Below are 25,466 nucleotides of genomic sequence, written 5' to 3' on the forward strand. Positions count from 1 at the left end.
AGACGCCGGTTGAATCGAGACATTTCGTGCAGACGATCTTCGACACTCCGTTATGGCTTGCGCGCAAACAGCGAGCGCTTGCGGCCCCTGTTTCGGGCGCTGATTTCCTCATGAAACGTGCTGCCGAAGACCTTGCCGACCGCCTTGCCGCCGTGGAGCGGAGCTTCAACAAGGGCGCGGCCCTGTTTTGCCAGACCTGTGACGGTGCGCGTGTCCTTGCCGAAAGCCACAAGGTGGCCGAGTCCGTGCGGGTCGAGGCCGACACGGCTTTCCTGCTCGGCGGTGAGGAGGGAACAGAACTGGTCGCAACGCCCGAAACTGTGCCGTTCGAGCCGGAGAGCCTCGACCTCGCCGTGTCTCTCCTCTCGATGCAGGCGATGAACGACATTCCTGGCTTCATCGTTCAGGTCCGGCGCGCGCTGAGGCCGGACGGGCTTTTTCTGGGCGCCATGGCCGGTGCCGGCACACTCAACGAATTGCGCGAGAGCCTGCTCGCTGCCGAAACCGAACTCCATGGCGGCATCAGTCCGCGCGTCAGCCCCTTCGTCGACGTGCGAGATGCAGGCGCCTTGCTGCAGAGGGCAGGCCTGGCCTTGCCCGTAGCCGATATCGAAACCGTGACGGTGCGCTATGACAATCTGTTTGCACTGATGGCCGACCTGCGCGCGATGGGCGAAACCAGCGTGCTCGCCGACCGGTCGAGGCGACCGGGCACGCGTCGCCTGTTCACACGCACGGCTGAAATCTATGCCGAGCGCTTTTCCGATCCGGATGGGCGCATCAGGGCCAGTTTCGCCATAGTTTGGCTATCGGGCTGGGCGCCGGACCCGTCGCAGCAAAAGCCGCTCAAGCCAGGCTCGGCGAAGATGTCGTTGGCGAAGGCGCTGGAAAACCCCGGCAAATCCTAGAGCATCGGACTGCAAAGTGGAATCCGGTTTTCGGAATATCCGATGCTGAACAAGGCGATAGATCGCCACTATGCATCCGTCAGGATGCACGGCGATCTAGCGGAAAACTTTGGCGAGCTCGCTGTTGTTGCCGTTCCACAATTCGACCAGGGAATCGGCTGCAACTCCCACGCCGGCGATGATGACCAACGAAAGAACCGCGACAATCAACCCGTATTCGATTGCCGTCGCGCCTCGATCGTCGCTCAAGAACTCCTGGAGAAGTCGTGCCATGGCTGTCGATCCTCGTTGACCAACGCTACCATCCGGCCGTTAAGAAAGGTTAACGCAACGCAATTAACGCCCGGTGAAGCAACGGCGTAAAAACGATCAGAAACCTACCGACGTCTCGCAGGAGCCACAAGGCTTCAGCAGTCGCCGTTGCGCACGCCGTTGTCGCGGATGATGCAGACCGCGCTCGGCGACTGCTGCAGCACGCTACGCCTTACAGTATAGGTGTTTGTCCCCACCGATCCCGTGCTCATCAGGTCCAGTCCGCCAAATCCTGTGCCGACAGAACGCTGTCGGCCGTGATCAGCCAGATATGGCGTCGCGAAAAGGGCAAGCGCGATGGCGGCCGATCCGAAAAGCAGGGTAACACGCAACATGCCCATGCCGGCTTTGACGGTGCGAGCGCCACGGCTGGGGTGGTCTGGGTTCCAATCAGTGTCGAGGCTCATGCTGGATTCCCCGCAAATGCTGCTGCGCGGCCTGTTCTGGCTTCGCTCAATTTTTCACGGCAAGATAAATCTTCCATTAACGCTCGCAAAAGGCGGCATCCCGAAGCGGCACAACTCACAGGAGTTCGATCAGGAAGGGAATGAGCGGCGCATCCGCCGGCGGCATCGGGTAGTCGCGCAGTTGGCGCGGCTTGACCCACTTCAACGTCTGCGCCTCCTTCGGCTGCGGAATTCCGGTGAAACGCCGGCATACGTAGAGCGGCATCAGGAGGTGAAAATCATCGTAGCTGTGGCTGGCGAAGGTCAGCGGGGCCAGGCACGCAATCTTGGTCTCGATGCCAAGTTCCTCTCGCAGTTCGCGCACCAGGCATTCCTCGGGCGTCTCGCCCTTTTCCACCTTGCCGCCGGGAAACTCCCACAGGCCGGCAAGTTGCTTGCCTTCGGGACGCTGTGCAATCAGCACGCGCCCGTCGGTATCGATCAACGCACAGGCGGTAACCAGAAGCAGGCGTTTCCCCGCTGATTCCAAGGCTGTCATGATCCGGGTGGCCGCCTGTAGTGGTAGTGATAGACTTCGCTGAAGCCGAGCGCACGATAGAGCGCCAGCGCCGGGGCGTTGTTTGCTTCGACCTGCAGCCATGCCTCGCGAGCGCCACGCAGCCGCGCCCATTTCAGGGCCGACAGGATAAGCTGGCGCCCATGGCCCTGTTTGCGTACCGCCTCTCGCGTGGCGATCTCGAACAAGCCGGCAAGATCGGCTTCGTGGACACAGATCAGCGTGGCCAGCGGATCGTCGCCGCGCTCCAGCGCAAACAAACCCGCCTCCGGCTGGATGGCGCCGATGAGCTCGGACAGCCCCGCGCGCAATGCCGGATCGCTATCATGCACCCTCAATGAAGCCGTTACAAAGCGGCCGATATCCTTCAACGGTATCTGATCGAGCGCCAGCTCGACAGGCGCTTCAGCGAGCGGCAGGCGCATGACCAGCGATTCATCGAAGCGCGACCAGCCCTGCGCATCGAAATGCGCCGAAAGCTCCGGTCCGGACAGCGGCGAGACGCGAAAGGTCAATGGACGCCCGTAGGCCTCGAACCGCCGGCTGGCACGAGCGATGCGTTCGGAAATGTCGGCAATATCACCCGGATCGAGCGGGTTTATCGAATTCAGGCGTTTGGCCGGATGACCCGCCGTCAACCTGATCACCCATGTCCCGTCGTAATGAACGGCAGCCGCCGGCCACGACCGGAACCCCGCCGCCTCGTAGCGGCGCACCGCAGCCAATTGCTCGGAGGGATGGATCAAGGGCAATCAGCTCCGATAGTCGCCATTGATGGCGACATATTCCTTGGTGAGATCGCACGTCCACACGGTCGCCTTGCCGCGGCCGATGCCGATATCGGCTCGGATGCGGATTTCGTCGCCTTTCATGTAGGCAGACGTCGCCTCCTCCGAATAGGAAGGATCGCGCTCGCCCTCATGGGCAAGCCGGTTGTTGCCGAACCAGATCGACAGGCGGTCCCGGTCGGCTGGTTCGCCGGCCTTGCCGACAGCCATGACGACACGGCCCCAATTGGCGTCTTCCCCGGCAACCGCCGTTTTGACCAACGGCGAATTGGCAATGGCGAGCGCAATACGCTTGGCCGAACGCGCCGACTTGGCACCGGTTACGGTGACTTCGACCTGCTTGCGCGCGCCCTCGCCATCGCGCACCACTTGCAGCGCCAGCGTCTTCAGGATCTTGCCAAGCGCGCGGCGCAGGCTAGCGAGGCGCGGATCCTTCGGATCGTCGATCATGGCGGCACCGCGCTTCGCCGCAGCACCGGTCGCGAACAGCAGCAGCGTGTCACTGGTCGAGGTGTCGGAATCGACGGTAACCGCATTGAAAGTCTTGCCTACGCCACGCGACAACAGACCCTGCAGAACGGGTGCCGCGATCGGCGCGTCGGTGGCGACAAAGGAGAGCATGGTCGCCATATCCGGCGCGATCATGCCGGCACCCTTGGCGATGCCGTTGATGGTGACGTCGACATCGCCAAGCTTGACGGTTGCCGTCGCCACCTTGGGGTAGGTGTCCGTGGTCATGATCGCCTTGGCCGCGTCCGTCCACTGGTCCGGCTTGCCATCGCGGACGAGGCCGGCCAGGAGATGGCTGAATTTGCCGGCGTCGAGAGGCTCGCCGATCACGCCGGTGGAGGCCAGGAACACCTCGGCCGCGGTGCAGCCCGCAGCCCTGGCGGCCGCCTCGCCCGTCATGGAGGTGGTTTCACGGCCACGCTTGCCGGTGAACGCGTTGGCGTTGCCGGAATTCACCACCAGCACACGCGCCTTGCCGGCGGCAAGGTGCTCGCGGCAGAAATCGACTGGCGCCGACGGGCATTTCGAGCGCGTAAACACCCCCGCAACCGTCGTGCCGGCATCGAACACCATGGCCAGAAGGTCGGTGCGGCCCTTGTACTTGATCCCCGCCGCCGCGGTCGCAATGCGCACGCCGTCAACGGCCGGCATCTTCGGATATTTCTTGGGAGCGAGCGGCGAAACGGTTGCGGACATGGAAGCCTCGGGCGGATAACGCGAAATATCGCCGGTTTGCCCGATACCGCCGCGCCACGCAAGGCGTTTTGCACCCGTGTTGAGAAACTGGGCCGGCCTCGGCAAAGCCGCAGACGACCAGCCAGAAAAGGCCGATCTGGGTGATCGGCCTTCTCAATTCGGTGGGCAGGTCTACTGGGCGCCGCCGTCGGCGGCGTCGATCGCCTTCTTCAACTCAGCGTCGGGGATGTCCACCTTGGCGGCGGCGCGCGCTTCCTTGACCAAGGCGAAATATTTGTCGCGGATGAGCAGCGACTTTACCTGCTCCTTGACCTGATCGAAGGTCGGCGGCTGCTTGGCGCGCTTGTCCTCGAGCTTGATGATATGCCAGCCGAACTGGCTCTGAACCGGTTCCTTGCTGTAGGCGCCGACTTCGAGCGCGCTCGCCGCCTTCTCGAACTCCGGCACCATTTGGCCAGGACCGAAATAACCGAGATCGCCGCCGTTGGTCTTGCCGCTGGGGTCACTGGTGTGCTCGTTGGCAAGTTTCTGGAAATCGGCGCCGCCATCCAGTTGCTTGATGATGCCGTCGGCTTCTTCCTTGGTCTTCACGAGAATGTGACGGGCATGGACCTCGTTGACGGGAGGCGCTGCGGCGATCTCCTTGTCGTAACGGGCGCGAATCTCGTCATCGGTGATCTTGCCGACGACTTCCTTCTCGACCATCCAGCCGTGCAGCGCACGCTGTTGAAGAAATGCCACGCGGCGCTGAAAGTCGGTATCCTTGTCCAAGCCATCGGCAACCGCCTTGTCTGCCAGAACCTTGATCTCGATTGCCGCAGAAAGGGCGGCGGCGCGCCGTTGCTCGGGGGGAAGCTGCGCGAATTGCTGTGCAAGCTCGGCCTCGGCAAGCTCAAGATCCGCTTCGGTGATTGCCTTGCCGTTGATCGTTGCAACGACCGCATTCGGGTCAACCGGCTTGACGGCTTCGGCAGCGGGTGCCGCCGGAGCCGCTTCCTGCGCCGCAAGCGGTGCCAGCGCCAAGGCCGACAACCCGACTGCTATGCCGATACCGGCGAGCGAAACGCGGCGGGACGAAAATGACATGAAAAAGACTCCGATGGAGATTGTGAGGAGAGCGCTGACTTTCCAATCAGCCAGAATGTGGCGGAATTTGGCGTGTTCCAGCAAAAGATCGCAGCGTTGACATCAGTGGTGCCCCCTCTTATCTGTCCAACGACTTTGCGTCCAGAACCGTTTTCCGGGCGCTTTTTGGTGTTTCTTTCGCTCGAGGGCGGATAAGACGGGGCCATCCGGCTTCAGTCACAAGTGTTCAGGATTGCAATCGAAAGGGCCATTATATGGTCAGTTTTGGCGGTCTCGCCCGCAAAGTTTTCGGCTCCTCCAACGATCGGCGCATCAAGGCGACCAAGGCGCGCGTCGAAGCCATCAACGCCCTGGAAAGCGAAATACGAGCGCTTTCAGACGATGATCTGAAGGCTCGTACACAACAATTCCGTCAGGAACTTGCCGACGGCGCATCGCTTGACGATTTGCTCATCCCCGCATTCGCCACGGTTCGCGAAGCCGCCCGCCGGGTTCTGGGCATGCGCCCCTTCGACGTGCAGATGATCGGCGGCATGGTCCTCCATCGCGGCGGCATCGCCGAAATGCGCACGGGCGAAGGCAAGACGCTGGTGGGCACGCTTCCCGTCTACCTCAACGCGCTCGCTGGCAACGGCGTCCACGTCGTTACCGTCAACGATTATCTCGCCACGCGCGACTCGGGCTGGATGGGCCGCATCTACAAGTTCCTGGGGCTGACGGTTGGCGTCATCGTCCATGGCCTGACGGATGAGGAACGGCGCGCCGCCTACGCCTGCGATGTCACCTACGCCACCAATAACGAGCTTGGCTTCGACTATCTGCGCGACAACATGAAGTATGAGCGCGCCCAGATGGTCCAGCGTGGCCATCACTACGCGATCGTCGACGAGGTGGACTCGATCCTGATCGATGAGGCGCGCACCCCGCTCATCATCTCCGGACCGCTCGAAGACCGTTCGGAAATGTACAACACCATCGACAAATTCATGCTGAGGCTCGATCCGGCCGACTACGAGATCGACGAGAAGCAGAAGACCTCGACATTCACCGAAGAAGGTACGGAAAAGCTCGAGAACCTGCTGCGCGAGGCCGGCCTGTTGAAAGGCACGGCGCTCTACGACATCGAGAACGTGGCCATCGTCCACCACGTCAACAATGCGTTGAAGGCCCATCGGCTGTTCCAGCGCGACAAGGACTACATCGTGCGCGACAACGAGATCGTCATCATCGATGAGTTCACCGGCCGCATGATGCCGGGCCGCCGCTATTCCGAAGGCCTGCATCAGGCCCTCGAAGCCAAGGAACACGTGTCGATCCAGCCGGAAAACCAGACCCTGGCCTCGGTGACCTTCCAGAACTACTTCCGCATGTACAAGAAGCTCGCCGGCATGACCGGTACGGCGCTGACCGAGGCCGAGGAATTCGGCAATATCTACGGCCTCGAAGTGACCGAGATACCGACCAACCTCCCTGTCAAACGTATCGACGAGGACGACGAAGTCTATCGAACCGTCGAGGAAAAGATCAAGGCTATCGTGCGCGAGATCAAGGAGGCGCATGCCAACGGTCAGCCGACACTCGTCGGCACCACCTCGATCGAGAAGTCCGAGCAACTGGCCGATCGCCTTCGCAAGGAGGGATTCAAGGATTTCGAAGTCCTCAATGCCCGCCATCACGAACGCGAGGCATCGATCGTCGCCCAGGCCGGCAAACCCGGTTCCATCACCATCGCCACCAACATGGCCGGCCGCGGCACCGACATCCAGCTTGGCGGCAATGCCGATATGCGCATCGCAGAGGAACTGGCGGATATGCCGGAAGGCCCGGAGCGTACCGCCCGCGAGAAGGAAATCCACGAGGACGTGGCACGGCTGAAGGAAAAGGCGCTTGCTGCCGGCGGACTCTACGTGCTGGCCACCGAACGCCATGAATCGCGCCGTATCGACAACCAGTTGCGCGGCCGCTCCGGCCGCCAGGGCGATCCTGGCCGCTCGAAGTTCTTCCTGTCGCTGCAGGACGACCTGATGCGCATCTTCGGTTCCGAGCGCATGGACAGCATGCTGCAGAAACTCGGCCTGAAGGAAGACGAAGCCATCATCCACCCGTGGATCAACAAGGCTCTCGAAAAAGCCCAGACCAAGGTCGAGGCCCGCAACTTCGACATCCGCAAGAACCTGCTGAAATACGACGACGTTTCCAACGACCAGCGCAAGGTCGTCTTCGAGCAGCGGATCGACCTGATGGATGGCGAAGGCCTTTCCGACATTGTCACTGAGATGCGTGAGGGTGTCATCGAGGAGATCGTCGCCAAGGGCATCCCCGAGAACGCCTACCCCGAACAGTGGAACATCGACGGCCTCAAGGCCGAGGTTGCCGAATACCTGAACCTCGACCTTCCCATTGACGACTGGGCCAAGGAAGAAGGCATCGCCGAAGACGATATCCGAGAACGCATCACCGAGGCCGTCAACGCCGCTGCCAAGGACCGTGCCGAGCGTTTCGGCCCTGACGTGATGACCTATGTCGAGCGTTCGATCGTCCTGCAGGCACTCGACCTTCTGTGGCGCGAGCACATCGTCAATCTCGACCACCTTCGCTCGGTCGTCGGCTTCCGCGGCTATGCTCAGCGCGACCCGCTGCAGGAATACAAGCAGGAAGCCTTCGAACTGTTCCAGGCCATGCTCGGCAATCTGCGCCAGGCGGTCACGGCGCAGCTCATGCGCGTCGAACTGGTCCGGCAGGCGGCGGAAGCCCCGCCTCCCCAGGCTCCGGAAGCCTATGGCCAGCACATCGACGCCTCCACGGGCGAGAACGACTACGGCGAAACGGCCTTGTTGGCCAGGGCTGAGCAAAATGTGATCGTGGCCCCCGAGGATCGCGACCCGCAAAACCCCGCTTCCTGGGGCAAGGTCGGCCGCAACGAACTTTGCCCGTGCGGATCAGGCAAGAAATTCAAGCATTGCCACGGCGCATTCGCCTAAGGGCATCGGACCGAAAAGTGCATTCGGTTTCGGATTATTCCGATGCTCGATCAAACGGCTAGGCGTCCTTTATGCGTCCGAAAGGACGCACGGCGCGATAGCAAAACCTAAGAATAGCATGGAAGCGGGTGGCATCCCCACGATGCCGCCCGCTTTTCTTTCCAGCGCCGAAACGTCTCTAAAACGCGTGCGCTGACGGTCTCTGCGCAAGCGCCTGTCGCTCGCACACCATTCCTTAATCATACCGCCGAATGCCGGGGCGGCGCAGGCGGCCAAAACCTCAGGAACAACCTTTCTTAAAGGCAGTTCCTCCAATGTCGAACACCATATCGGTCGCTTAAAAGTTCGGGGTTTTTGTGCGTTTGACGGGGTTGGAGCGCTTCAAGCCAGGCAACTGGAAACGGGCGGCGACGCTTGCCGGCGGTTTCTTCGCGACGGGCGCTGCATCGATCCTTTTATCGCGCCTGGGCGACGGCATTGCCGGCCTTTGGCTGCCGAACGCATTTGCCTTCGCCATGCTGGCCCGGCAGAAATGCACCATCTCCATCGAAAGTGCCGTGATTCTGATCGCCACGTCGCTGGCAGTCAACATGGCATTCGGCTCAAGCCCGGAAATGGCCGCGCTCTTCGCCGCCGCCAATCTGTGCCATATCGCCATCGCCCTGTATCTCACCCGCAGGCTCATCGGAACGATAAGCCCAGAAAAGCTCGGCGCCCGCGATTTCGGTCTCGTACTTGGCGCTGCGGGAGGTATCGCATCTCTGTTTGCGGGGTTTGCCTTCGCCGCCGCTACCCTGGCCCTGAATGGGTGGGCCGTCGTAACGACCGGCTGGGCCTGGTTTTCGGCCAACGCATTGGGCTTTGCCATTTTTCTGCCTGCGATGGCCTTCGTCTCCCGCGCCAAACTGGCTGCATTGCTGGACGTTGGCGCGTTGGCAAGATTGCTGGCCATTTGTGCCGGCTGCATCGCGGTTACGTGCCTTTCCCTCACCTCCGGCCACTTCCTGTTCGCAATCGCAATGTTGCCGCTCATGGTGCTGACGCCGCGGCTCAGCGTCTTCGAACTGGCTCTGGTCTGCTCGGTAACCGGAGCGGCCGCTGTCGTCACCGCAATTTTGGGTTTCGTGCCGGATCTCGGCGAAGGCATCCAAGCCTTCAGCAACGGCTTCCAGGTAGCCGTGGCCATCACTGTGTCGACGCCGTTCCTCGTCGGCCTGTTCGTGCGCCAGGTCATCGATGACAAGGAGCGTATTGCCGAAACCGAGACACGCTGGAATTTCGCCCTCGCAAGTGCCAAGCAGGGCGTCTGGGACGCCAATCTGCAAAAAGGTACGACGGCCTATTCCGATACATGGCTCGAACTGCTCGGCTACCAGCGAGTTGGGCAGGAGAACGACCCGGACCTGTGGCTCAAGCTTGCGCACCCGGACGACATCGAGCGGATCAAGGCCGCCGATCAGGCGCACATGGACGGTACGGTTCCCTACTACGAGGCCGAATTCCGCATGCGCCACAAGAGCGGCAGGTGGATTTGGGTGCTCGATCGCGGCAAGGCGGTCATACGCGACCCGCAAGGCCGCGCCCTGCGGGTTATCGGCAGCATCACCGATATAACCGCGCGCAAGGAGGTGGAACTTCGACTAGCCCAATCGGCAGCCTTGCTGGCCGATGAAAAGGAGCGGCTGAGGGTAACTTTGCGATCGATCGGCGACGCGGTCATCTGCACCGACGCCATGGGCGCAATTACCTTCATGAACCCTCTGGCGGAAAAGCTCACCGGCGTTGAAAGCGCTACAGCGCTGGGCAAGGTGCTGGAAGCAGTTTACTGCACGGAGGACGAGGAAACCAGCCAGATACTCGACCTCGCCCGGTCGATCGCGTCCGATCGAAAGTCGGACCAGGACAACCGGGCAGTCCTAGTGCGGCACGACCGCACGCGCTGCAGCGTGCGCCAGGTGGTTTCGCCGATCACCAATGAAAGGGGTGAATTCTGCGGCTCGGTGGTCGTCTTCCAGGACTTCACCGATGCCCGCGCCTTGCAGCGGCAGCTTGCCTATGCCGCGACCCACGATGCCTTGACCGGCTTGGCCAACCGCTCTTTTTTCATCCAGAAAGTGACGGAACTGGTGGCGAAAGCGCAGCCTGACGACGCCGGGCATCACTTCATGTTCATTGACCTCGACCATTTCAAACAGGTCAACGACACCAGCGGTCACGCCGCCGGGGACGCATTGTTGAAGCGTGTAGCGGCCATCATTCGCAGCGGCCTCGGGCCAGCCGATCTCGTCGCCCGGTTGGGTGGGGACGAATTCGCGGTGGTCCTGCAAACGGGGTCCGCCGAGGCAGCACAAGAGGCCGCCAGAACGATCGTTGCTGCCATCGCGGCACTGGAATTCGATTGGAACGAGCGCTCACACTCGATCGGCGCCAGTATCGGCGTTACGCCGATCGACGCCGGCTACTGCGAGGTGGACGAGATCATCGCGCGGGCCGATATGGCCTGCTACGCGGCAAAGGCGGCCGGCCGCGGCTGCGTGTTCGTGACATCATCGGCCAAATCAGCAGCCGAACCCCTCGAAAAGAGGGCGTTCAAAGCCGCCAAGGCATTCTGATCTCGAAAACCTGTCGGCCCGCCGCCGATCAGCGCGTCGGAACCGGGGTTTCGCCGCGATAATCGTAGAAGCCGCGACCCGTCTTGCGGCCAAGCCAGCCGGCCTCGACATATTTCACCAAGAGCGGGCACGGGCGGTATTTCGAGTCGGACAAGCCATCGTGCAGCACCTGCATGATCGACAGGCAGGTGTCGAGCCCGATGAAATCGGCAAGCTGCAACGGCCCCATCGGATGATTGGCCCCGAGCTTCATCGCCGTGTCGATCGCCTCGACCGTGCCGACCCCTTCGTAAAGCGTGTAGATCGCCTCATTGATCATCGGCAAAAGAATGCGGTTGACGATGAAGGCCGGAAAATCTTCAGAGACAGTGATCGTCTTTTCGAGTTGCTTGACGTAGGTCTTGGCCACGTCGAAGGTCTGATCGTCGGTCGCAATGCCACGCACCAGTTCGACCAGTTTCATCAGCGGCACCGGGTTCATGAAATGAATGCCGATGAAACGCTCCGGCCGGTCGGTCTGGGCCGCCAGACGGGTGATGGAGATCGACGACGTATTGGTAGCCAGTATGGCGGCTGGATTGAGTTGCGGGCAAAGTTGCGCATAAATCTTGCGCTTGATGGCTTCGTCTTCGGTCGCCGCTTCGATGACGAGGTCGGCCGCGGCGAGGTCGGACATTGCCGGCGCTGCCGCGATGCGATCCACCGCCGCCTTGCGCTCCTGATCTTCGAGCTTGCCGGAAGCCACCTGGCGCGCCAGGTTGCCGCTGATCGTGGCAAGACCCTTCTCGATGCGCTCTGACGAGATGTCGTAGACGAGCACCTTGTAGCCGGCCAGTGCAGAAACATGGGCGATACCGCCGCCCATCTGGCCTGCTCCGACGATGCCGATGGTACCGATCTTGCTCATTTGATGATCCCGTCCGCCTGCTTTTTGTGCAGCGCAAACTAAAAGGGCGAGGCGACTTAGTCTACCCCGCCCTCCGACTATTTAATAGGCTTCGCCGCCCAGCGTCAAAGTGCCTTTTCGAGTTCCGGCAGGATTGTGAAGAGGTCTCCGACGATGCCGTAGTCGGCAACCTGGAAGATCGGCGCTTCCTCGTCCTTGTTGATGGCGACGATGACCTTGCTGTCCTTCATGCCGGCCAGATGCTGGATGGCGCCGGAGATGCCGCAGGCGATGTAGAGGTCGGGCGCGACCACCTTGCCGGTCTGGCCGACCTGCCAGTCGTTGGGCGCATAGCCGGCGTCGACGGCCGCACGGCTGGCGCCGACGGCGGCACCCAGCTTATCGGCAACCGGCAGGATGACTTCCTGGAACTTTTCCGAGGAGCCGAGCGCCCGGCCGCCGGAGATGATGATCTTGGCCGAGGTGAGTTCAGGACGGTCGTTTTCCGAAAGCTTGTTTTCGACAAATGAGGACAAGCCCGGATTGGCCGCAGCCTTGATCGTCTCGACCGCCGCCGAACCACCCTCGCCCCCCGCCTGGAAGGAAGCGGTGCGCACGGTGATGACCTTCTTTGCGTCGCTGGATTGCACCGTCTGGATAGCGTTGCCGGCATAGATCGGCCGCTTGAAGGTATCGGGCGAGACCACCTCGATGATCTCCGACACCTGCGCAACGTCGAGCAGCGCCGCCACGCGCGGCGATACGTTCTTGCCGGTCGAAGTCGCCGCCGCAACGATGGTGTCGTAGGAGCCGGCCAGCGAAACGACCAGTGCCGCAAGCGGCTCGGCCAGGCGTTCCGCCAGTTCATCGGCTTCGGCCAGCAGAACCTTGCGCACGCCCTTCAGCTTGGCAGCGGCGTCGGCGGCTGCCTTGGCGCCCTTGCCGGCCACAAGCACGTCGATGTCGGAGCCGATCTTGAGCGCCGCCGACAGCGCCTTGGCGGTCTGGTCGGAGAGCGAAGCATTGTCATGCTCGGCGATGAGGAGAATTGCCATTTTCTTTTCCTTTCCTGCCCGAACCCTAGAGGACGCCGGCTTCGTTGCGCAGCTTGTCGACCAGTTCGGCCACGGTCTTGACCTTCACCCCGGCCTTGCGACCACCCGGTTCCTCGGTCTTCACGACTTTCAGGCGCGGCGTAACGTCGGCGCCGAAATCGGCCGGCGTCTTCTCGTCGAGCGGTTTCTTCTTCGCCTTCATGATGTTGGGCAGCGAGGCATAGCGCGGCTGGTTCAAGCGAAGGTCGACCGTCACGATCGCCGGCATCTTCAGGTCCACCGTCTGCAGGCCGCCATCGACTTCGCGCGTCACCTTGGCATGGTCGCCGGCAAGTTCCACCTTCGAGGCGAACGTGCCCTGCGCCCAGCCGAGCAAGGCCGCAAGCATCTGGCCGGTCTGGTTGCTGTCGTCATCGATCGCCTGCTTGCCAAGGATGACAAGGCCGGGCTGTTCGGCATCCACGACGCCTTTCAGCACCTTGGCGACGCCGAGCGGCTCGACCGCCTCGTCGGTCTTGACCAGGATGGCGCGGTCGGCACCCATGGCGAGCGCGGTGCGCAATGTCTCCTGCGCCTGCTGCGGCCCGATGGAAACCACCACGATCTCCTCGACCTTGCCGGCCTCCTTCAGCCGGATCGCTTCCTCGACGGCGATCTCGTCGAACGGATTCATCGCCATCTTCACATTGGCAAGCTCGACACCCGAACCGTCCGCCTTCACGCGAACCTTCACATTCGCATCTACAACCCGTTTAACAGGGACGAGAACCTTCATCTCTTTTCACCTCTTGCGATGTTTCGGGTGCGCTATAGCAGCGCTTGCCCCTTCTGAGTTGTCGAATGCCGACATTCCGCACAGAATTAAGGTCTTCAACCGCCTGATTGTGGCGGGAAGGCTTCCGCAGGCGCGCCGGAACCTAGTTGCGGGTTTCTGGTACGTCAATATCAGCTCGGCGCGCAAATCGGTTGAATTACAGACCCTAATGCCGTCCCCAACGAGGCGCGGGCTGCGCCTCGATCGGTTCGACGGCGCTTTTCTGCTCCACCTTGACCGAACGCGGCGTGACCACTTCCCTGTCCAGTAGCGGCACGTTGCGGCGATTCAACACCACGACGAGCAGCGCACCTGAAATGATGCCGCCGACATGGCAGGCCCAGGATATCTGGTCCTCGCCACCAGCCGCGAACATGAAAAACTGCAGCCCGATCCACAGCGCCAGCACAATGTAGGCGGGAATGCGCAGCGGGATGCGCCCGAAAGCCAGGATCCAGACTTTCACCCGTGGGTGCAGGATGAGATAGGCTGCGACCACACCCGCAATCGCGCCGGAAGCGCCGATCAGCGGTGCTTGCGAATCCGGCGCAACCAGGCCGTGGAAGAAGGCCCCTCCAACCGCGCACAGCAGGTAGAAGATCAGGTAGCGGACATGGCCAAGCGCGTCCTCGACATTGTCGCCGAACACCCACAGGAACAGCATGTTGCCGCCCAGGTGGAAGATGTCGGCGTGCAGGAAGGCATACGTCAGATAGCTGAAATTCTCGGGGATGACGACGAACTGCGGCGACAATTCCGCCGTGTTGTGCACCACCGAAGGAATAAAACCGAGCCCCAGCACAGCGGCGTTGGAAAAATTCTCGCCACCCAGCGCGGTCAGGAAATAGCCTATGACATTGGCCGCGATCAGCCCGATCGTGACATATTGCAACTTGATGTAGTGCAGGCTGTTGGCATCATGAAGCGGAATGAACATTTGCCCCTCCGCTATCGGCTGGAGAATTCAGCGGTTCTTGCCCGGAACCCATAGCACATCGGCATTTCCGTTGTCATTGACCGTGCGTGCAGCCACGAACAGCAGGTCGGAAACCCGGTTGATGTACTTGATGCCTTCCGGATTAACATGCTCGTCCGCGTCCTGCGCCAGCGCCACCATCGCCCTTTCGGCGCGGCGGGCCACGGTACGGGCGAGGTGAAGGGCAGCCGCAGCCGGCGTGCCGCCATTGAGGACGAACGACCGCAACGGCGACAGGTCCTTGTTGAGCAGATCGATGTCCTGTTCGACGCGTGCGACCTGGGCCGCAATGATGCGCAGCGGTTCATAGTCGAGCGGTTTGCCGGTGTCCGGCGTCGCCAGGTCCGCGCCAAGATCGAACAGGTCGTTCTGGATACGACCGAGCATTGAATCGATCTCGGGATGAAGCGTGGTGGTGTGGACACGGGCAAGGCCGATGCAGGCATTGGCCTCATCGACCGTGCCATAAGCTTCAACACGGGGATCACACTTCAGCCGCCGTTCGCCGCTGCCAAGCCCGGTGGTGCCCTTGTCGCCGGTACGTGTGTAGATCTTGTTCAGCTTGACCATAGGCCGCTCCCCTCGTCCTGAAATATCGCTGCCTATTTGCGGGTGAAATAGACGGCGAGCAGGATCAGGACCAGCGCGACGAACTGCAGTAGCACGCGCGCCTGCATCAGTTTGTTCGACGTATTGCCGGAGCCGCCCCGCATCATGTTGATCAGTCCTCGCACCAACACCACCACGACGGCAAACATGAAGACGACGGCGACGATGTTGAAGACGGTTGCCATGAGAAAATCCAGTCCGGTTGTTCAGGCGGTCTTGGCTAACAGACGGTAGAGCAGTTGCGCCGGCAGGAGCCGCTTCAACAGGATGCCGATTCGAGCCGGAACCGTTACCACATAGTGAGGGCGAGGACGCCGCGACACAAGCGCATGGTGCAGAGCCCGATAGACGACAGCGGGGTCCGCGCGTCGTTTGGCCGGAGCCGCCCTCAGCCCTTCAAGCTGGGCGCGATAACCGGCCCGATGCACCGAATTTCCATAGTCCACATTCTTGAGGAACCAGGTCATGCCGTTCTTGTGGATGTTGGAGGCAACCGGGCCAGGCTCGATCAGCGAAACATGGATGCCGCTTTCGTCCAGTTCCTGCCGCAGCGAAAGCATGAGGCCTTCGACGGCATATTTCGAAGCACAGTATGCGCCGCGCAGCCGCGCCGGCATCAGCCCAAGTATCGATGAACAGTGTACGAGTCGGCCATGACCTTGTGCGCGCATCACCGGAATCACGCGGCGCGTGAGATCGTGCCAGCCGAAGAAATTGGCCTCGAACTGTTCGCGCAGCGCGTCCACCGTCAGGTCTTCGACCGCGCCCGCCTGGGCAAAGGCTCCGTTGTTGTAGAGGGCATCGAGGCGACCGCCGGTCCGCGCCAGCACCGCGGCAACCAATGCTTCGATCGACTGTGGTTCGCGATAGTCGAGATAGAAGCTCTCGATGCCATCGGCTTCCAGTGCCGCCAGGTCGGCCTTTTTTCGCGCGGTGGCAAAGACCCTCCATCCATCGGCCTTCAATGCGCGGACGCAATGTGCACCGATGCCGGATGAGGCGCCGGTGACAATGATGGTGCGCAACTCATTGGCGGTCAGGATCGTTGCTCCGGCAAGGCTTGTCATTTGCCGCAATCCCTTCCCATATTCACGGCTGGGATACAATTACAGGACGGGTCATTGTTACGGAAGATCGTTGCCCTCAAGCGGGTGCTCTATGATGCGCTCGGGCACTTCAATGTGGACGATGGCTGGTCCATGGCCAGCCATCTTGCCATCACCGCCTTGATGGCGTTGTTTCCGTTTTTGATCTTTGCCACCACGCTTGCCAGCTTCCTCGGCGCACAGGCTTTTGCCGACACCGCCGTCCACATTGTCTTCGACACCTGGCCCGAACAGATCGCCAAGCCGATCGCACGAGAGGTGCTGAACGTGCTGACCGTCCAGCGGACAGACCTTTTGACCTATGGCGTCCTGTTGGCCGCATTCTTCGCCTCGAACGGCATCGAAGCGCTGCGCACCTCACTGAATCGCGCCTATCGGGTGAGCGAAAATCGCGGCATCATCTACCGCCGCGTGCAAAGCATCGGCTTTGTCCTCATCGCCACCGCCGGTTTCCTAGCAATCAGCGTATTGTTGGTTTTCGCGCCACTTCTGGCTCGAGTGGCCGAAGCCTATCTGGAATGGATCAGGCCCTACACGGGCACCATCACCGTGTGGCGCTATATCATTGCCTCGACGGTCATCGTCGGCGGTTTGATCGCCGTCCATTTCTGGCTGCCTGCTGGCAAGCGCAGCTTCGTCTCGATCGTCCCCGGCATCATCTTCACGCTGGTCGCCTGGCTGATAGGCTCCACGGTGTTCGCCACCTACCTCGATCATTTCTCGTCCTACGTCACGACATATGCCGGCCTGGCATCGATCATGATCGCGGTCGTCTTCCTTTACATCGTTTCGGCGATCTTCATCCTCGGCGGCGAACTGAACGCTGCAATCAGCCGCTATCTCGATGCGCGCGCCCGCGTCGGCACCTGAGCCGTCGCAAGCCCCACCCCGAACGTGGTGATCGCCATGCCCACGATCTGCACGAGACTGAGTTCCTCGCCAAACAGCACCCATGCCATCACCGCCGTAACGGCCGGCACGAGGTAAAACAGCGACCCGACCTTGGACATCTCACCGTCGCGGATCATCACCATCAACAGGAAGATCGCCCCTACCGAAAGGACCAGAACCAGCCAGGCAAGCGCGAAGATGAGTTCGCCATTGATGACCACCTGACGCGTTTCGAGAAGAAAGGCAGCCGGCACGACGACGACCGCACCGCCGACATACTGCCAGAACGTTCCCGTGAGGAGATCGCCGCCGGAGCCGAAGCGCTTCTGCCAGACCGTCCCCGCGCTCATGCCGACGACAGAGACCAGCGAGGCCAGAAGCGTTTCGAAGGTGATGCCGCTGCCGATCGCACCAAGCTTCGGCCACAGCACGACGACCACGCCGACAAAGCCGATTGCCAGTCCCAGCCAATGGCGCGGCAATATCTTTTCACCCAGGATCTTGCCGGCCATGACTGCGGTGATCAAGGGTTGCAGCCCGACGATCAAAGCCGAAAGACCGGCCGGCATTCCCCGGTGGATCGCCCAGAACACACCACCGAGATAGATCCCGTGCATCAGCATCCCGGAGACGGAAGCGAAAAACGCCTCCTTGCGCGACGCCTTTTTCGAGCCGAGCAAGACTATCAGGCCGATGAACAGACCCGCGGCGATCACGAACCGTGCGCCAAGAAACGTGAACGGCTCAGCCCACGGCATGGCATAACGTGCGCCGATGAACCCGGTGGCCCACAACACGACGAAGGTCGCCGGGATAAATCTCTTGATGTCCTGCATGCCGATGGGTCGCCGTGCCTTGGTGAAATTTGTGCTAACGCGCTCGCTCTAATGCCACGGCCTGCTGCAAGCAAAAGGAAACGACTGAATTATAAGCTAAGCCCAATTGAATGGCCGGCGGCCTCAGACCGGCGCCAGCAGCGCATGCTCCGCCCAATTCAAACAAACCAAACCCGGATCATGTGCAAATTCAAGACTCTGGAGCGCGATCAGCGAACCGGAATCCCTCGTCAAACCGATCGCGTTCTGACCTCTTGAAGGGAACGGCCATGTGGGACATGGACATCAGCGGGCTCGCGATCGGCCTCACCGTCGTTGCCGCGATCGCATTTCTGTCGGGCACGGTGCTCGATGCAGTTGTGAAAGAGAACGGCTTCGGGCCGACCGGCAATGCCTTGCTCGTCACGGCCGGTTTCCTCACCGCCGTATACTTGGCCAATCGTCAGGGCTTTATTTTCACCGACCTCAAACTGGCGGCAGCCTACGGTCTTGGTGGCGGTTTTGCCCTGTTCAGCCTGCTCGCCCTGATCAAGGCGGGACTGGCGCGCCGGTAACTTCAAGCCCGACAAGGCGCCTCACATCAAGCGGCGTCACCCCGGCCTTGCGAAGCGCAGTGAGGCCGGTGTCCTTTTGGCTTTTCGACAGTTTGCGCCCGTCCGGACCCGGCACCAGACGGTGATGGAAATAGCGCAGCTGCGGTAGCCCAAGCAGGTCCTGCAGCAGGCGCTGGATGCCGGTGGCGAAGTAAAGGTCCATGCCGCGCACGACATGGCTGACCCCTTGCAGCGCATCGTCCACCACCACCGACAAATGGTAACTGGTCGGAATTTCGCGCCGCGCCACGATGACATCGCCCCAGGCCTGCGGTTGAGCGTCGACCAGGCTCATCTGCACCAGGTTCTCGTCTGAATACTCGCACCATGTCAGGGACGGGTCGATACGCGCCATCGCGGCCCGTACGTCGAGACGCCAGGCAAAAGGCGCGCCATCGGCGACGCGCCTGCCGCGTTCCTTCAAACCCAGCGTCCTATCGAGAGCCGGATAGAGCGGCACGCCGTCGGGATCGCGTGGCCAATCACGACCGCTACCCTCGCTGTCGGCGATGAAGGCGCGGATTTCGCCGCGGCTCATGAAGGCCGGATAGACAAGCTCTTCATCGATCAACCGCGACAGGGCTTGCTCATAGTCGGCGAAATGGTCGGACTGCCGTCGCACCGGCTCTTCCCAACTCATCCCCAGCCAACGCAGATCCTCGTAGATGCCAGCCTCGAGTGCCGACGTACAGCGGGTCGTGTCTATGTCTTCGATACGCAGCAGCATGCGTCCGCCATTTGCTTTCGCCATGGCATGGTTGAGCATGGCCGAATAGGCGTGCCCAAGGTGCAACTCGCCGTTCGGGCTTGGCGCGAAACGAAATGTCGGCAGTGTCATTGTGCGGGCGGTTTTCGGGTTGTGCTGCGCTTTAGCTGATTGCTACCTTGAGGACGCCAGCGATACAAGAAAGCCATGCAGCGCATAGTAACCCTCGACCACATCACCATGGGGCTGGACGCCTTATGCAGCATTGATCCGAGGCTGGGGAAAGTGCGCGCCATGGCCGGCGAAGTGCCGCTGCGCCTGTCTGAGCCGGGTTTCAGCAGTCTCGCCTCTATCGTCGTTTCTCAGCAGGTTTCGCGCGCCAGCGCCGATGCCATTTTCGGCAGATTGATCGGTCTTCTCGACCCGTTGACACCGCAAGCCGTTCTTGCCGCCGGCGAACAGGTCTTTCGCGAGGCAGGCCTTTCGCGGCCCAAACAGCGCGGCCTGGTTGCTGTCGCGCAAGCGGTGGAAGACGGGCTCGACCTCCATCGCCTTTGCTCGCTCGATGCCACGGAGGCGCTTGACCTTTTGACCGCTGTTCCCGGCATCGGGCCATGGACAGCCGAATGCTACCTGCTGTTTTCCGCCGGCCATCCCGACATCTTCCCGGCCCGCGACGTCGCCTTGCAAAGCGCCGTCGGCCACGCCCTCGAAATCAATCCGCGTCCAGGCGAAAAAGCACTGATCAAACTGGCCGAATCATGGAGCCCTTGGCGAGGCGTCGCATCACGTCTCTTCTGGGCCTACTATCGCGAAACCAGGGGCCGGGACGCTGCGCCACCCGTCTGAACTACAAAAAAACGCGGAAATCATGTAAATTTGAGGGGCGGCACAGCGGACAATCCGCTTCACATCCCTGTCATGTCGGGCTTACAGTATCCGTGCCGTTGATGATTAGGCGAAGGAGGTCAGAAGCGTGACGGTTGCCGTATCTCCGGATGGGCTGCCAGCACTGGTGCTGAACGCGGACTACCGCCCGCTCAGCTACTATCCTTTGTCGCTCTGGTCCTGGCAGGATGCCATCAAGGCAGTGTTCCTGGAACGTGTGAACATCGTCGCCGAATACGAGCACGCCGTCTCTTCTCCGACCTTCTCTATGAAACTGCCCAGCGTGGTCAGTCTCAAGACCTATGTGAAGCCTTCGCGCTATCCGGCCTTCACCCGTTTCAATGTCTTCCTGCGCGACCACTTCCGCTGCCAGTATTGCGGCACGCCGGAGGACTTAACCTTCGACCACGTTATCCCACGTCGTTGCGGCGGTGCAACGACGTGGGATAACGTGGTTGCCGCTTGTTCGCCCTGCAATTTGCGCAAGGGCGGCCTCCTGCCTGCAAAAGCCAAGATGTGGCCACTGCAGAAGCCGTACCAACCTACCGTTCAAGACCTTCACAACAACGGCCGTTCGTTCCCACCCAACCACCTGCATGAAAGCTGGATGGATTACCTTTACTGGGACGTCGAACTGGAGCCCTAACCCTCGCTTTACGCTATCGGGTCAGCCCACGCGACAACGCGCCGCGAAATGCCACGACGGCCAGGATCAGGCTGGCGATGGCGTTCCAGCCAGCCAGCGACAAGCCGAGAATGCGCAGCGCCGCCTTGTCGCAGGACGGCGGCACATACTGATCCAGCGCATCGAGCACGCCATTGCTGCCGGTGTCGATCGGACCCGCCACATTGGTGCAGTCGGTCGGACCCGGCCACCACGCCCATTCGACCCCGGAATGATAGATGCCGAGATAGAGGCCGTAGGCCATCAGCAAACCGCCGACGACCAGCAGTCCGCGTGTCGCCCAGGCCGGCAGCTTGACCAGCGAAGCCGCCACGGCGAGCAGCATCAACGGGATCCCGACATAATAGGGGATGCGCTGCTCGTAGCAGAGCTTGCAGGGAATGTAGCCGCCTATGTACTGGAAGCCGAGCGCCGAACCAACGGTCACCGCCATCGCGACAGCGAGGAACAGCGCGGTCAGCATCGGTCGGCGCCTGCCTTCGGAAAATACGGTGTCGGACATCGTGTTTGGCCTTTATCGTTCAAGAGCCGTCAGTGGGCATATTTGACCAGCGCATAAAGCAAAATCAGGGCGGCGGCGGCAGCGGCAGCGATGGTGCCAAGCCGCTTTTCGATAAATTCGCGGATCGGTTCGCCATACTTGCGCAACAGCCAGGCAAGGAACAGGAAGCGCGCGCCGCGCGCCACGATCGCCAGAACGATGAACAGCATCAGATTGACGCCGATGACGCCCGACAGGATCGTCACAACCTTGATCGGCGGCAGATGGGCAAGGCCGGAAGTGACCAGCATCAGGATGATGAAGCCGATGCCGGACGATGTCCGCATTGCCTCGAACTGGTCGTACTTGCCGTAGAATTCGAGCACCGGCCTGGCCAGCGCGTCATAGGCATAGTGGCCGATGAACCAGCCGGCGATGCCGCCCAGCACGGAAGCGACTGTGGCGATCAACGCATAGCGATAGGCGCGTTCGGGCTTCGACAATGCCATTGGCAGGTAGAGTACGTCGGCGGGGACGAGGAACACCGAGCTTTCCACGAAAGCGATGAGGGCCAGCCACCATTCGGCGGATTTCCTTGCCGCGAGCGACAAGGTCCAATCGTAAAGTCCGCGAAGCATAGGTCCCTCGAATTGCGCGCCGCTTGGAATAGGAAGAAATTCGTGGCGGCACAATGGCCGCATGGTCACGAAACCGACAGATGGTGTTTTGACCCATCTTTGCGAATAGCGAACTGGCCTGTTGACGAACCCCCCGCGGGCCGTATAGTCCGCGCCCATCGTGACCGTCCGGTCCGAGCCCCTATGGCGGAATTGGTAGACGCGCTCGACTCAAAATCGAGTTCCGCAAGGAGTGCTGGTTCGATCCCGGCTAGGGGCACCACTCAACCATCTTTGTTGCCGGTTGAAGCGGGCTCGGCGACAAAACTGTTGTGGCTTTCACCGATGTCATGCTTTTCCCACCCCCAAATCAATGCTGTTTGTCACCGGCATCTACCGCCGCTTGAGCAGACCGCGCACGCGGTTGCGCAACACCCGCGCCATGTTGCGGGTTTCGCGGTAGAGATGCAGTTGCGATGCGGCCTGGCGCACCGCCCGGTCCGCGTCCGGCGTCAGCCCGATGACGAAAGTTCCGACCCGCCTGCGCTCCGTCCACAGCCGGCTCATCACCGGATGATCCGGCACCGCGCAGGAATCGGTGAGGGTGATGTTGGGATCTTCGAGGTGCTGCCTGGTTACCTCGATCATCAAAAGAGTACCCGGCGAAAAGGCCGCTAGGTTCTCGTCGTAGGCTGTCTTCCACGTATAGGCGACGCCTTGCTCGACGAAGACGATCAGGCTGGCGATGGTGCGCCCGTCGAGGGTCAGCGTGTGGATGCGGCACATGTCCTGCTCGGCCAGCCCGTGCACGGCCTCGCGGGCAAAGGCTGCGAGGTAGCGGTCGATCGCCATCGCCGTACGCTCCCGGCCCTTCCAGCCGTCTGCTTCGAGCGCCAGAAAGCTTTCCGTGGCGTGGCGGATTTCATCCGGGCTGCGCGCTACCGTGTGTTCCAGCCTGCCAGTATCGGCGAGGCGACGCCACAGCCGGCGAAACTCCCGGTAGTGATGCGGGCGCAAGGAATCCTTGAGATAGGCGTCGCCGTCCAGGTCGCTGTCGAGGATCGGTCGTTCCACCTCGCCGGTCGTGACCAAGGTGAGATGTCTGGCCTCCGCTACTGAGGTAAGCAGGCTGGCCATCGGTCCGTCGAGACGCAAATCCGGCAAGGCCAGCACTTTCGGCAACTTGAGTCGCGGACGCGACATCATTTCGAGGAAGTCTTCCAGCACACCCAGCGGATCGTCGCGGTCGACAAGCGGCGTGCCGCTCGGCCCGAACGGGTTCGACCATATGCGCATGATCGGATGGCCCAGCGGCACGGTCGGGCGCTCCACGGAAAACGGCACCAGCAGGCGCAACCGGGAGCGGTAGTCGTCGCCATCGCGAATGACGGCCAGCCGCACCTCACGGTCTTCGAGGCGGGGCATGGCGGGCGCCAGAAAACGCGGGTTGAAGAAAATGTTGGACTCGACGGTGCGAACGCACAAATGGTCGAGTTCCTCAACCAGATCGAAGCCGGCGGATGCCGGGTAGATGGCAAGCCGCCGTTCTGGCCTGCCGCTGGCGAGAAGCTCGATCTCGGCCAGTTCGGCGGGATCGCGCGCCAGCCCGGCCAGGCCGGAGACCATGGCGCCGGCCGGCCCGCCGCTGGTCTCCTCAATCAGTGGAATGGCGGCCATCAGGCGGCACTCCGCACCGGAATGAATATCGCCATGGCGATACCAAGTTTTCGCCAGACCGTGAAGGACAGCGCCGCCGCTTCGAACATCATCGCCAGGGCCGTCGCGGTGGCCGCGCCCCACAAGCCGAACGGCGGCAGGAGAATGACGTTGAGGCCGACATTGATCACCAATGTCAGGGCGAAAACCGCGGCGCAGACGTTCTGGTTGCCGCTCATGGTGAGCAGGCTCTCGCAGGGACCGACAGAGGCGCGCGCCACGACGCCGAGGACAAGCAGAAACAACAGCGGATAACCCGCGACGAACTCCTTGCCGAACAGCGCCAGCATCGGCTCGCCGAGGATCAGCACCACCGCCGCCATGGCCAGCGACGGCCAGAACGTCCACGACACGGTCTCCTTGGCAAAGAGTGCCAGCCGCGCCGGGTCGCTGCCATGGGTGAACTGCGCGTAGCGTTGGGCGACCCCTGCCCTGACGGCGAAATAGACGAAGTGCACCAGCGCCAGCACCTTCACCGTCGCGAAATAGACCGCGACCTCCTCGGGAGGCCGATAGAACCCGACCATCAGCACATCGGCGTTCGTCACCAGATAGTAGAAGCTTTCGACCAGGAAAATCGGCAGCGACACCACGATCCAGCTGCGGAAATGGACCTTCGCCGGCCCGGCGGGAATCCGCGCTCCGAGTTGCCGTGAGAGGCCGACCAGCTGCGCCAGCGCCGTCACATAAGTCGCCGCGATCGCCGACAGGGTTGCGGTGATCGCGTCGGGTTTGAAGCCGAAGAGAAGCGCCAGGACCATGAAAACGAGGATCAGGACCGGGCGGGTGATGTAGGTGGGAAACAGCGCCGACAGCGCCCAGGAATGGGCCCGCGAGAAGCCTTGCATCAGGTCGGTCAGGGCAATCATCGGCAGGCAGACCATGCCGAGCAGGAACGGCACCAGATAGTAGCTCTCGATCGACGCCGAAAAGAGCCACACGCCCAGCGCGCCGACGCTGGCGATAATCGTCGAAGCGGCGACGACGAAATAGCGGCTGGCCAGAACGATGCCGCGCAATTCGTCCATCATGGCGCGTTCGCGAAATTCGGGGATGAAGCGAATGACCGAACTGCTGAAGCCGAGGCAGGAAATGCTGCCCACGATCAGCACCGTCAGCCACACCAGGACGAAAATGCCGTATTCGAAGCCGCCCATCCAGCGCGCCATCAGGACCTGGCTGACGAAAGCGATGAAAGCGCTGCCGACGCGCACGGCAAAGGCGATCAGCGACATGCGGCCGGCTTCGCTGCGCTCGTCGGCGCCAAAAAGGATTTCGTCGATGCGCACGAATAGCGGACGCGCGCGAGACGCCAACCGTCGCGGCAAAATCCGATCGGCTGCCGTGGCCGCGGAAAAGCGCACCCTGTCCGTCTCCCGTCTGCGCAAAAGTTGCTCTCGTTTAGCAAAGACACCTTAAGAAACGGTGGGGAGGCGACCGCCGCTTTGCCCCCGGGCGGATCACTGAGGAGCAGGACGGGGCCTTGTGCACCGTACCACGCTGCCGCTCCGTCACGGCATGGATCCCAGGGTCTGCGCGACGGCCTTCGGCCTGCTCCGCCCTAGGATGACGAAGGTGTGATGGCACATCTATTCATCGCCACGCCCGGCATCCGCCGTCTGGCCATTGTCAAAGAACTGACCTCGATTGCGAGGTCGGGAAGACGGGCGGCCGTTCGGACGCTCGTTTAGTAATTTAGTGCGACCTCGCGGCCGCCCGTCCGGTGGCTGTCATCCCGTCGACCGGTCCCA

The 25,466-nt window shown here is 61.7% G+C and carries 26 protein-coding genes and 1 tRNA gene; 8 read left to right on the plus strand and 19 right to left on the minus strand.

The annotated features are described in order from the left end of the window. Positions 1–26 precede the first annotated feature (26 nt). Positions 27–908 carry a methyltransferase domain-containing protein gene (locus ASD64_RS17960; RefSeq protein ID WP_056107829.1) on the plus strand — a complete coding sequence of 294 codons (882 nt, stop codon included), beginning with the start codon at positions 27–29 and terminating at the stop codon, positions 906–908. A 96-nt stretch (positions 909–1,004) separates the two neighbouring features. Here the strand turns inward: ASD64_RS17960 and ASD64_RS17965 are convergent, their stop codons facing one another. From ASD64_RS17965 to ASD64_RS17990, 6 genes are all read right to left on the minus strand, one after another. Further along, a complete protein-coding gene (locus ASD64_RS17965) occupies positions 1,005–1,181 on the minus strand; it encodes a Flp family type IVb pilin (RefSeq protein ID WP_056107832.1) in 177 nt (58 codons plus the stop codon). Between the two features lie 134 nt (positions 1,182–1,315). Beyond that, positions 1,316–1,627 (minus strand): hypothetical protein, encoded by a 312-nt coding sequence (locus tag ASD64_RS17970; protein ID WP_056107834.1) that lies wholly within the window; start codon positions 1,625–1,627, stop codon positions 1,316–1,318. A gap of 115 nt (positions 1,628–1,742) precedes the next feature. Further along, positions 1,743–2,165, minus strand: a complete 423-nt coding sequence (gene mutT / locus ASD64_RS17975; RefSeq protein ID WP_056107837.1) for an 8-oxo-dGTP diphosphatase MutT — start codon at positions 2,163–2,165, stop codon at positions 1,743–1,745. Next, positions 2,162–2,929, minus strand: a complete 768-nt coding sequence (locus ASD64_RS17980) for a GNAT family N-acetyltransferase (protein WP_413813617.1) — start codon at positions 2,927–2,929, stop codon at positions 2,162–2,164. Before ASD64_RS17980 ends, mutT begins: the two co-directional genes overlap by 4 nt. Before the next feature lie 6 nt (positions 2,930–2,935). Then, positions 2,936–4,177 carry a bifunctional glutamate N-acetyltransferase/amino-acid acetyltransferase ArgJ gene (gene argJ, locus ASD64_RS17985; RefSeq protein WP_056108114.1) on the minus strand — a complete coding sequence of 414 codons (1,242 nt, stop codon included), beginning with the start codon at positions 4,175–4,177 and terminating at the stop codon, positions 2,936–2,938. Positions 4,178–4,348: 171 nt separating this feature from the next. Further along, a complete protein-coding gene (locus ASD64_RS17990) occupies positions 4,349–5,263 on the minus strand; it encodes a peptidylprolyl isomerase (RefSeq protein WP_056108118.1) in 915 nt (304 codons plus the stop codon). Positions 5,264–5,517: 254 nt separating this feature from the next. On the opposite strand from ASD64_RS17990, the gene secA reads away from it, so the two are divergent. Both secA and ASD64_RS18000 read left to right on the plus strand, forming a co-directional pair. Then, on the plus strand, positions 5,518–8,244 hold the full coding sequence (secA, locus tag ASD64_RS17995; protein ID WP_056107838.1) for a preprotein translocase subunit SecA: 2,727 nt from the start codon (positions 5,518–5,520) through the stop codon (positions 8,242–8,244). Positions 8,245–8,606: 362 nt separating this feature from the next. Then, positions 8,607–10,856, plus strand: a complete 2,250-nt coding sequence (locus ASD64_RS18000; RefSeq protein WP_244480843.1) for a diguanylate cyclase domain-containing protein — start codon at positions 8,607–8,609, stop codon at positions 10,854–10,856. 28 nt (positions 10,857–10,884) lie between these two features. On the opposite strand, the gene ASD64_RS18005 is transcribed toward ASD64_RS18000, so the two are convergent. From ASD64_RS18005 to ASD64_RS18035, 7 genes are all read right to left on the minus strand, one after another. After that, complete coding sequence (locus tag ASD64_RS18005; protein WP_056107844.1) at positions 10,885–11,763, minus strand: 3-hydroxybutyryl-CoA dehydrogenase; 879 nt, start codon at positions 11,761–11,763, stop codon at positions 10,885–10,887. A 104-nt stretch (positions 11,764–11,867) separates the two neighbouring features. Further along, complete coding sequence (locus tag ASD64_RS18010) at positions 11,868–12,797, minus strand: electron transfer flavoprotein subunit alpha/FixB family protein (RefSeq protein WP_056107847.1); 930 nt, start codon at positions 12,795–12,797, stop codon at positions 11,868–11,870. Positions 12,798–12,822: 25 nt separating this feature from the next. Then, positions 12,823–13,572, minus strand: coding sequence for an electron transfer flavoprotein subunit beta/FixA family protein (locus ASD64_RS18015; RefSeq protein WP_056107850.1), 750 nt, complete (start codon positions 13,570–13,572; stop codon positions 12,823–12,825). Positions 13,573–13,777: 205 nt separating this feature from the next. Then, on the minus strand, positions 13,778–14,548 hold the full coding sequence (locus ASD64_RS18020; RefSeq protein WP_056107853.1) for a rhomboid family intramembrane serine protease: 771 nt from the start codon (positions 14,546–14,548) through the stop codon (positions 13,778–13,780). A 27-nt stretch (positions 14,549–14,575) separates the two neighbouring features. Then, positions 14,576–15,157: a cob(I)yrinic acid a,c-diamide adenosyltransferase gene (locus ASD64_RS18025; protein ID WP_056107857.1), complete on the minus strand. Its 582-nt coding sequence runs from the start codon at positions 15,155–15,157 to the stop codon at positions 14,576–14,578. A gap of 32 nt (positions 15,158–15,189) precedes the next feature. Further along, entirely contained in the window at positions 15,190–15,381 is a 192-nt protein-coding gene (locus tag ASD64_RS18030; RefSeq protein WP_056107860.1) for a twin transmembrane helix small protein, read from the minus strand. 21 nt (positions 15,382–15,402) lie between these two features. Next, positions 15,403–16,263 (minus strand): SDR family oxidoreductase, encoded by an 861-nt coding sequence (locus ASD64_RS18035; RefSeq protein ID WP_082550043.1) that lies wholly within the window; start codon positions 16,261–16,263, stop codon positions 15,403–15,405. A gap of 54 nt (positions 16,264–16,317) precedes the next feature. Here ASD64_RS18035 and ASD64_RS18040 point away from each other — a divergent pair, with 54 nt between their 5' ends. After that, positions 16,318–17,172: a YihY/virulence factor BrkB family protein gene (locus tag ASD64_RS18040; protein ID WP_056107863.1), complete on the plus strand. Its 855-nt coding sequence runs from the start codon at positions 16,318–16,320 to the stop codon at positions 17,170–17,172. On the opposite strand, the gene ASD64_RS18045 is transcribed toward ASD64_RS18040, so the two are convergent. Beyond that, positions 17,139–18,029, minus strand: a complete 891-nt coding sequence (locus ASD64_RS18045) for a DMT family transporter (RefSeq protein WP_056107866.1) — start codon at positions 18,027–18,029, stop codon at positions 17,139–17,141. The genes ASD64_RS18040 and ASD64_RS18045 overlap by 34 nt on opposite strands. 269 nt (positions 18,030–18,298) lie before the next feature. On the opposite strand from ASD64_RS18045, the gene ASD64_RS18050 reads away from it, so the two are divergent. Further along, complete coding sequence (locus tag ASD64_RS18050; protein ID WP_056108124.1) at positions 18,299–18,583, plus strand: hypothetical protein; 285 nt, start codon at positions 18,299–18,301, stop codon at positions 18,581–18,583. On the opposite strand, the gene gluQRS is transcribed toward ASD64_RS18050, so the two are convergent. Further along, positions 18,558–19,460, minus strand: a complete 903-nt coding sequence (gluQRS, locus tag ASD64_RS18055; RefSeq protein WP_056107868.1) for a tRNA glutamyl-Q(34) synthetase GluQRS — start codon at positions 19,458–19,460, stop codon at positions 18,558–18,560. The genes ASD64_RS18050 and gluQRS overlap by 26 nt on opposite strands. Before the next feature lie 75 nt (positions 19,461–19,535). Between gluQRS and ASD64_RS18060 the strand changes: the two genes are divergently transcribed. Both ASD64_RS18060 and ASD64_RS18065 read left to right on the plus strand, forming a co-directional pair. Then, positions 19,536–20,177: a DNA-3-methyladenine glycosylase family protein gene (locus ASD64_RS18060; protein ID WP_056107870.1), complete on the plus strand. Its 642-nt coding sequence runs from the start codon at positions 19,536–19,538 to the stop codon at positions 20,175–20,177. A gap of 127 nt (positions 20,178–20,304) precedes the next feature. Then, a complete protein-coding gene (locus ASD64_RS18065; RefSeq protein ID WP_056107873.1) occupies positions 20,305–20,862 on the plus strand; it encodes an HNH endonuclease in 558 nt (185 codons plus the stop codon). A gap of 13 nt (positions 20,863–20,875) precedes the next feature. Here ASD64_RS18065 and ASD64_RS18070 read toward each other — a convergent pair whose 3' ends face one another. Beyond that, positions 20,876–21,403, minus strand: coding sequence for a disulfide bond formation protein B (locus ASD64_RS18070; protein ID WP_056107876.1), 528 nt, complete (start codon positions 21,401–21,403; stop codon positions 20,876–20,878). Between the two features lie 29 nt (positions 21,404–21,432). Next, complete coding sequence (locus ASD64_RS18075) at positions 21,433–22,020, minus strand: YqaA family protein (RefSeq protein ID WP_056107879.1); 588 nt, start codon at positions 22,018–22,020, stop codon at positions 21,433–21,435. A gap of 177 nt (positions 22,021–22,197) precedes the next feature. Here ASD64_RS18075 and ASD64_RS18080 point away from each other — a divergent pair. Further along, a tRNA-Leu gene (locus ASD64_RS18080) sits at positions 22,198–22,282 on the plus strand. A 110-nt stretch (positions 22,283–22,392) separates the two neighbouring features. On the opposite strand, the gene ASD64_RS18085 is transcribed toward ASD64_RS18080, so the two are convergent. Further along, positions 22,393–23,676 carry a GNAT family N-acetyltransferase gene (locus tag ASD64_RS18085; protein ID WP_056107882.1) on the minus strand — a complete coding sequence of 428 codons (1,284 nt, stop codon included), beginning with the start codon at positions 23,674–23,676 and terminating at the stop codon, positions 22,393–22,395. Then, the gene (locus tag ASD64_RS18090) at positions 23,676–25,079 is read right to left on the minus strand and encodes a lipopolysaccharide biosynthesis protein (RefSeq protein WP_056107885.1); all 1,404 of its coding nucleotides are present in this window, start codon (positions 25,077–25,079) and stop codon (positions 23,676–23,678) included. The genes ASD64_RS18085 and ASD64_RS18090 overlap by 1 nt, the downstream gene beginning before the upstream one ends. Positions 25,080–25,466 lie beyond the last annotated feature (387 nt).

Source organism: Mesorhizobium sp. Root157 (assembly GCF_001427385.1).
GTDB lineage: Bacteria > Pseudomonadota > Alphaproteobacteria > Rhizobiales > Rhizobiaceae > Mesorhizobium.

Excerpts from the sequence above, each read along its gene's own strand:
- ASD64_RS18070 (WP_056107876.1), bottom strand. The coding sequence starts at position 21,403 with ATGTCCGACACCGTATTTTCCGAAGGCAGGCGCCGACCGATGCTGACC.
- ASD64_RS18030 (WP_056107860.1), bottom strand. The coding sequence starts at position 15,381 with ATGGCAACCGTCTTCAACATCGTCGCCGTCGTCTTCATGTTTGCCGTC.
- ASD64_RS18035 (WP_082550043.1), bottom strand. The coding sequence starts at position 16,263 with ATGACAAGCCTTGCCGGAGCAACGATCCTGACCGCCAATGAGTTGCGC.
- ASD64_RS18085 (WP_056107882.1), bottom strand. The coding sequence starts at position 23,676 with ATGGCCGCCATTCCACTGATTGAGGAGACCAGCGGCGGGCCGGCCGGC.
- ASD64_RS18025 (WP_056107857.1), bottom strand. The coding sequence starts at position 15,157 with ATGGTCAAGCTGAACAAGATCTACACACGTACCGGCGACAAGGGCACC.
- ASD64_RS17990 (WP_056108118.1), bottom strand. The coding sequence starts at position 5,263 with ATGTCATTTTCGTCCCGCCGCGTTTCGCTCGCCGGTATCGGCATAGCA.
- ASD64_RS18020 (WP_056107853.1), bottom strand. The coding sequence starts at position 14,548 with ATGTTCATTCCGCTTCATGATGCCAACAGCCTGCACTACATCAAGTTG.
- ASD64_RS18005 (WP_056107844.1), bottom strand. The coding sequence starts at position 11,763 with ATGAGCAAGATCGGTACCATCGGCATCGTCGGAGCAGGCCAGATGGGC.
- gluQRS (WP_056107868.1), bottom strand. The coding sequence starts at position 19,460 with ATGACACTGCCGACATTTCGTTTCGCGCCAAGCCCGAACGGCGAGTTG.
- ASD64_RS18050 (WP_056108124.1), top strand. The coding sequence starts at position 18,299 with ATGTGGGACATGGACATCAGCGGGCTCGCGATCGGCCTCACCGTCGTT.
- ASD64_RS18075 (WP_056107879.1), bottom strand. The coding sequence starts at position 22,020 with ATGCTTCGCGGACTTTACGATTGGACCTTGTCGCTCGCGGCAAGGAAA.
- ASD64_RS18015 (WP_056107850.1), bottom strand. The coding sequence starts at position 13,572 with ATGAAGGTTCTCGTCCCTGTTAAACGGGTTGTAGATGCGAATGTGAAG.
- mutT (WP_056107837.1), bottom strand. The coding sequence starts at position 2,165 with ATGACAGCCTTGGAATCAGCGGGGAAACGCCTGCTTCTGGTTACCGCC.
- ASD64_RS18045 (WP_056107866.1), bottom strand. The coding sequence starts at position 18,029 with ATGCAGGACATCAAGAGATTTATCCCGGCGACCTTCGTCGTGTTGTGG.
- ASD64_RS17970 (WP_056107834.1), bottom strand. The coding sequence starts at position 1,627 with ATGAGCCTCGACACTGATTGGAACCCAGACCACCCCAGCCGTGGCGCT.
- argJ (WP_056108114.1), bottom strand. The coding sequence starts at position 4,177 with ATGTCCGCAACCGTTTCGCCGCTCGCTCCCAAGAAATATCCGAAGATG.
- secA (WP_056107838.1), top strand. The coding sequence starts at position 5,518 with ATGGTCAGTTTTGGCGGTCTCGCCCGCAAAGTTTTCGGCTCCTCCAAC.
- ASD64_RS18010 (WP_056107847.1), bottom strand. The coding sequence starts at position 12,797 with ATGGCAATTCTCCTCATCGCCGAGCATGACAATGCTTCGCTCTCCGAC.
- ASD64_RS18060 (WP_056107870.1), top strand. The coding sequence starts at position 19,536 with ATGCAGCGCATAGTAACCCTCGACCACATCACCATGGGGCTGGACGCC.
- ASD64_RS17965 (WP_056107832.1), bottom strand. The coding sequence starts at position 1,181 with ATGGCACGACTTCTCCAGGAGTTCTTGAGCGACGATCGAGGCGCGACG.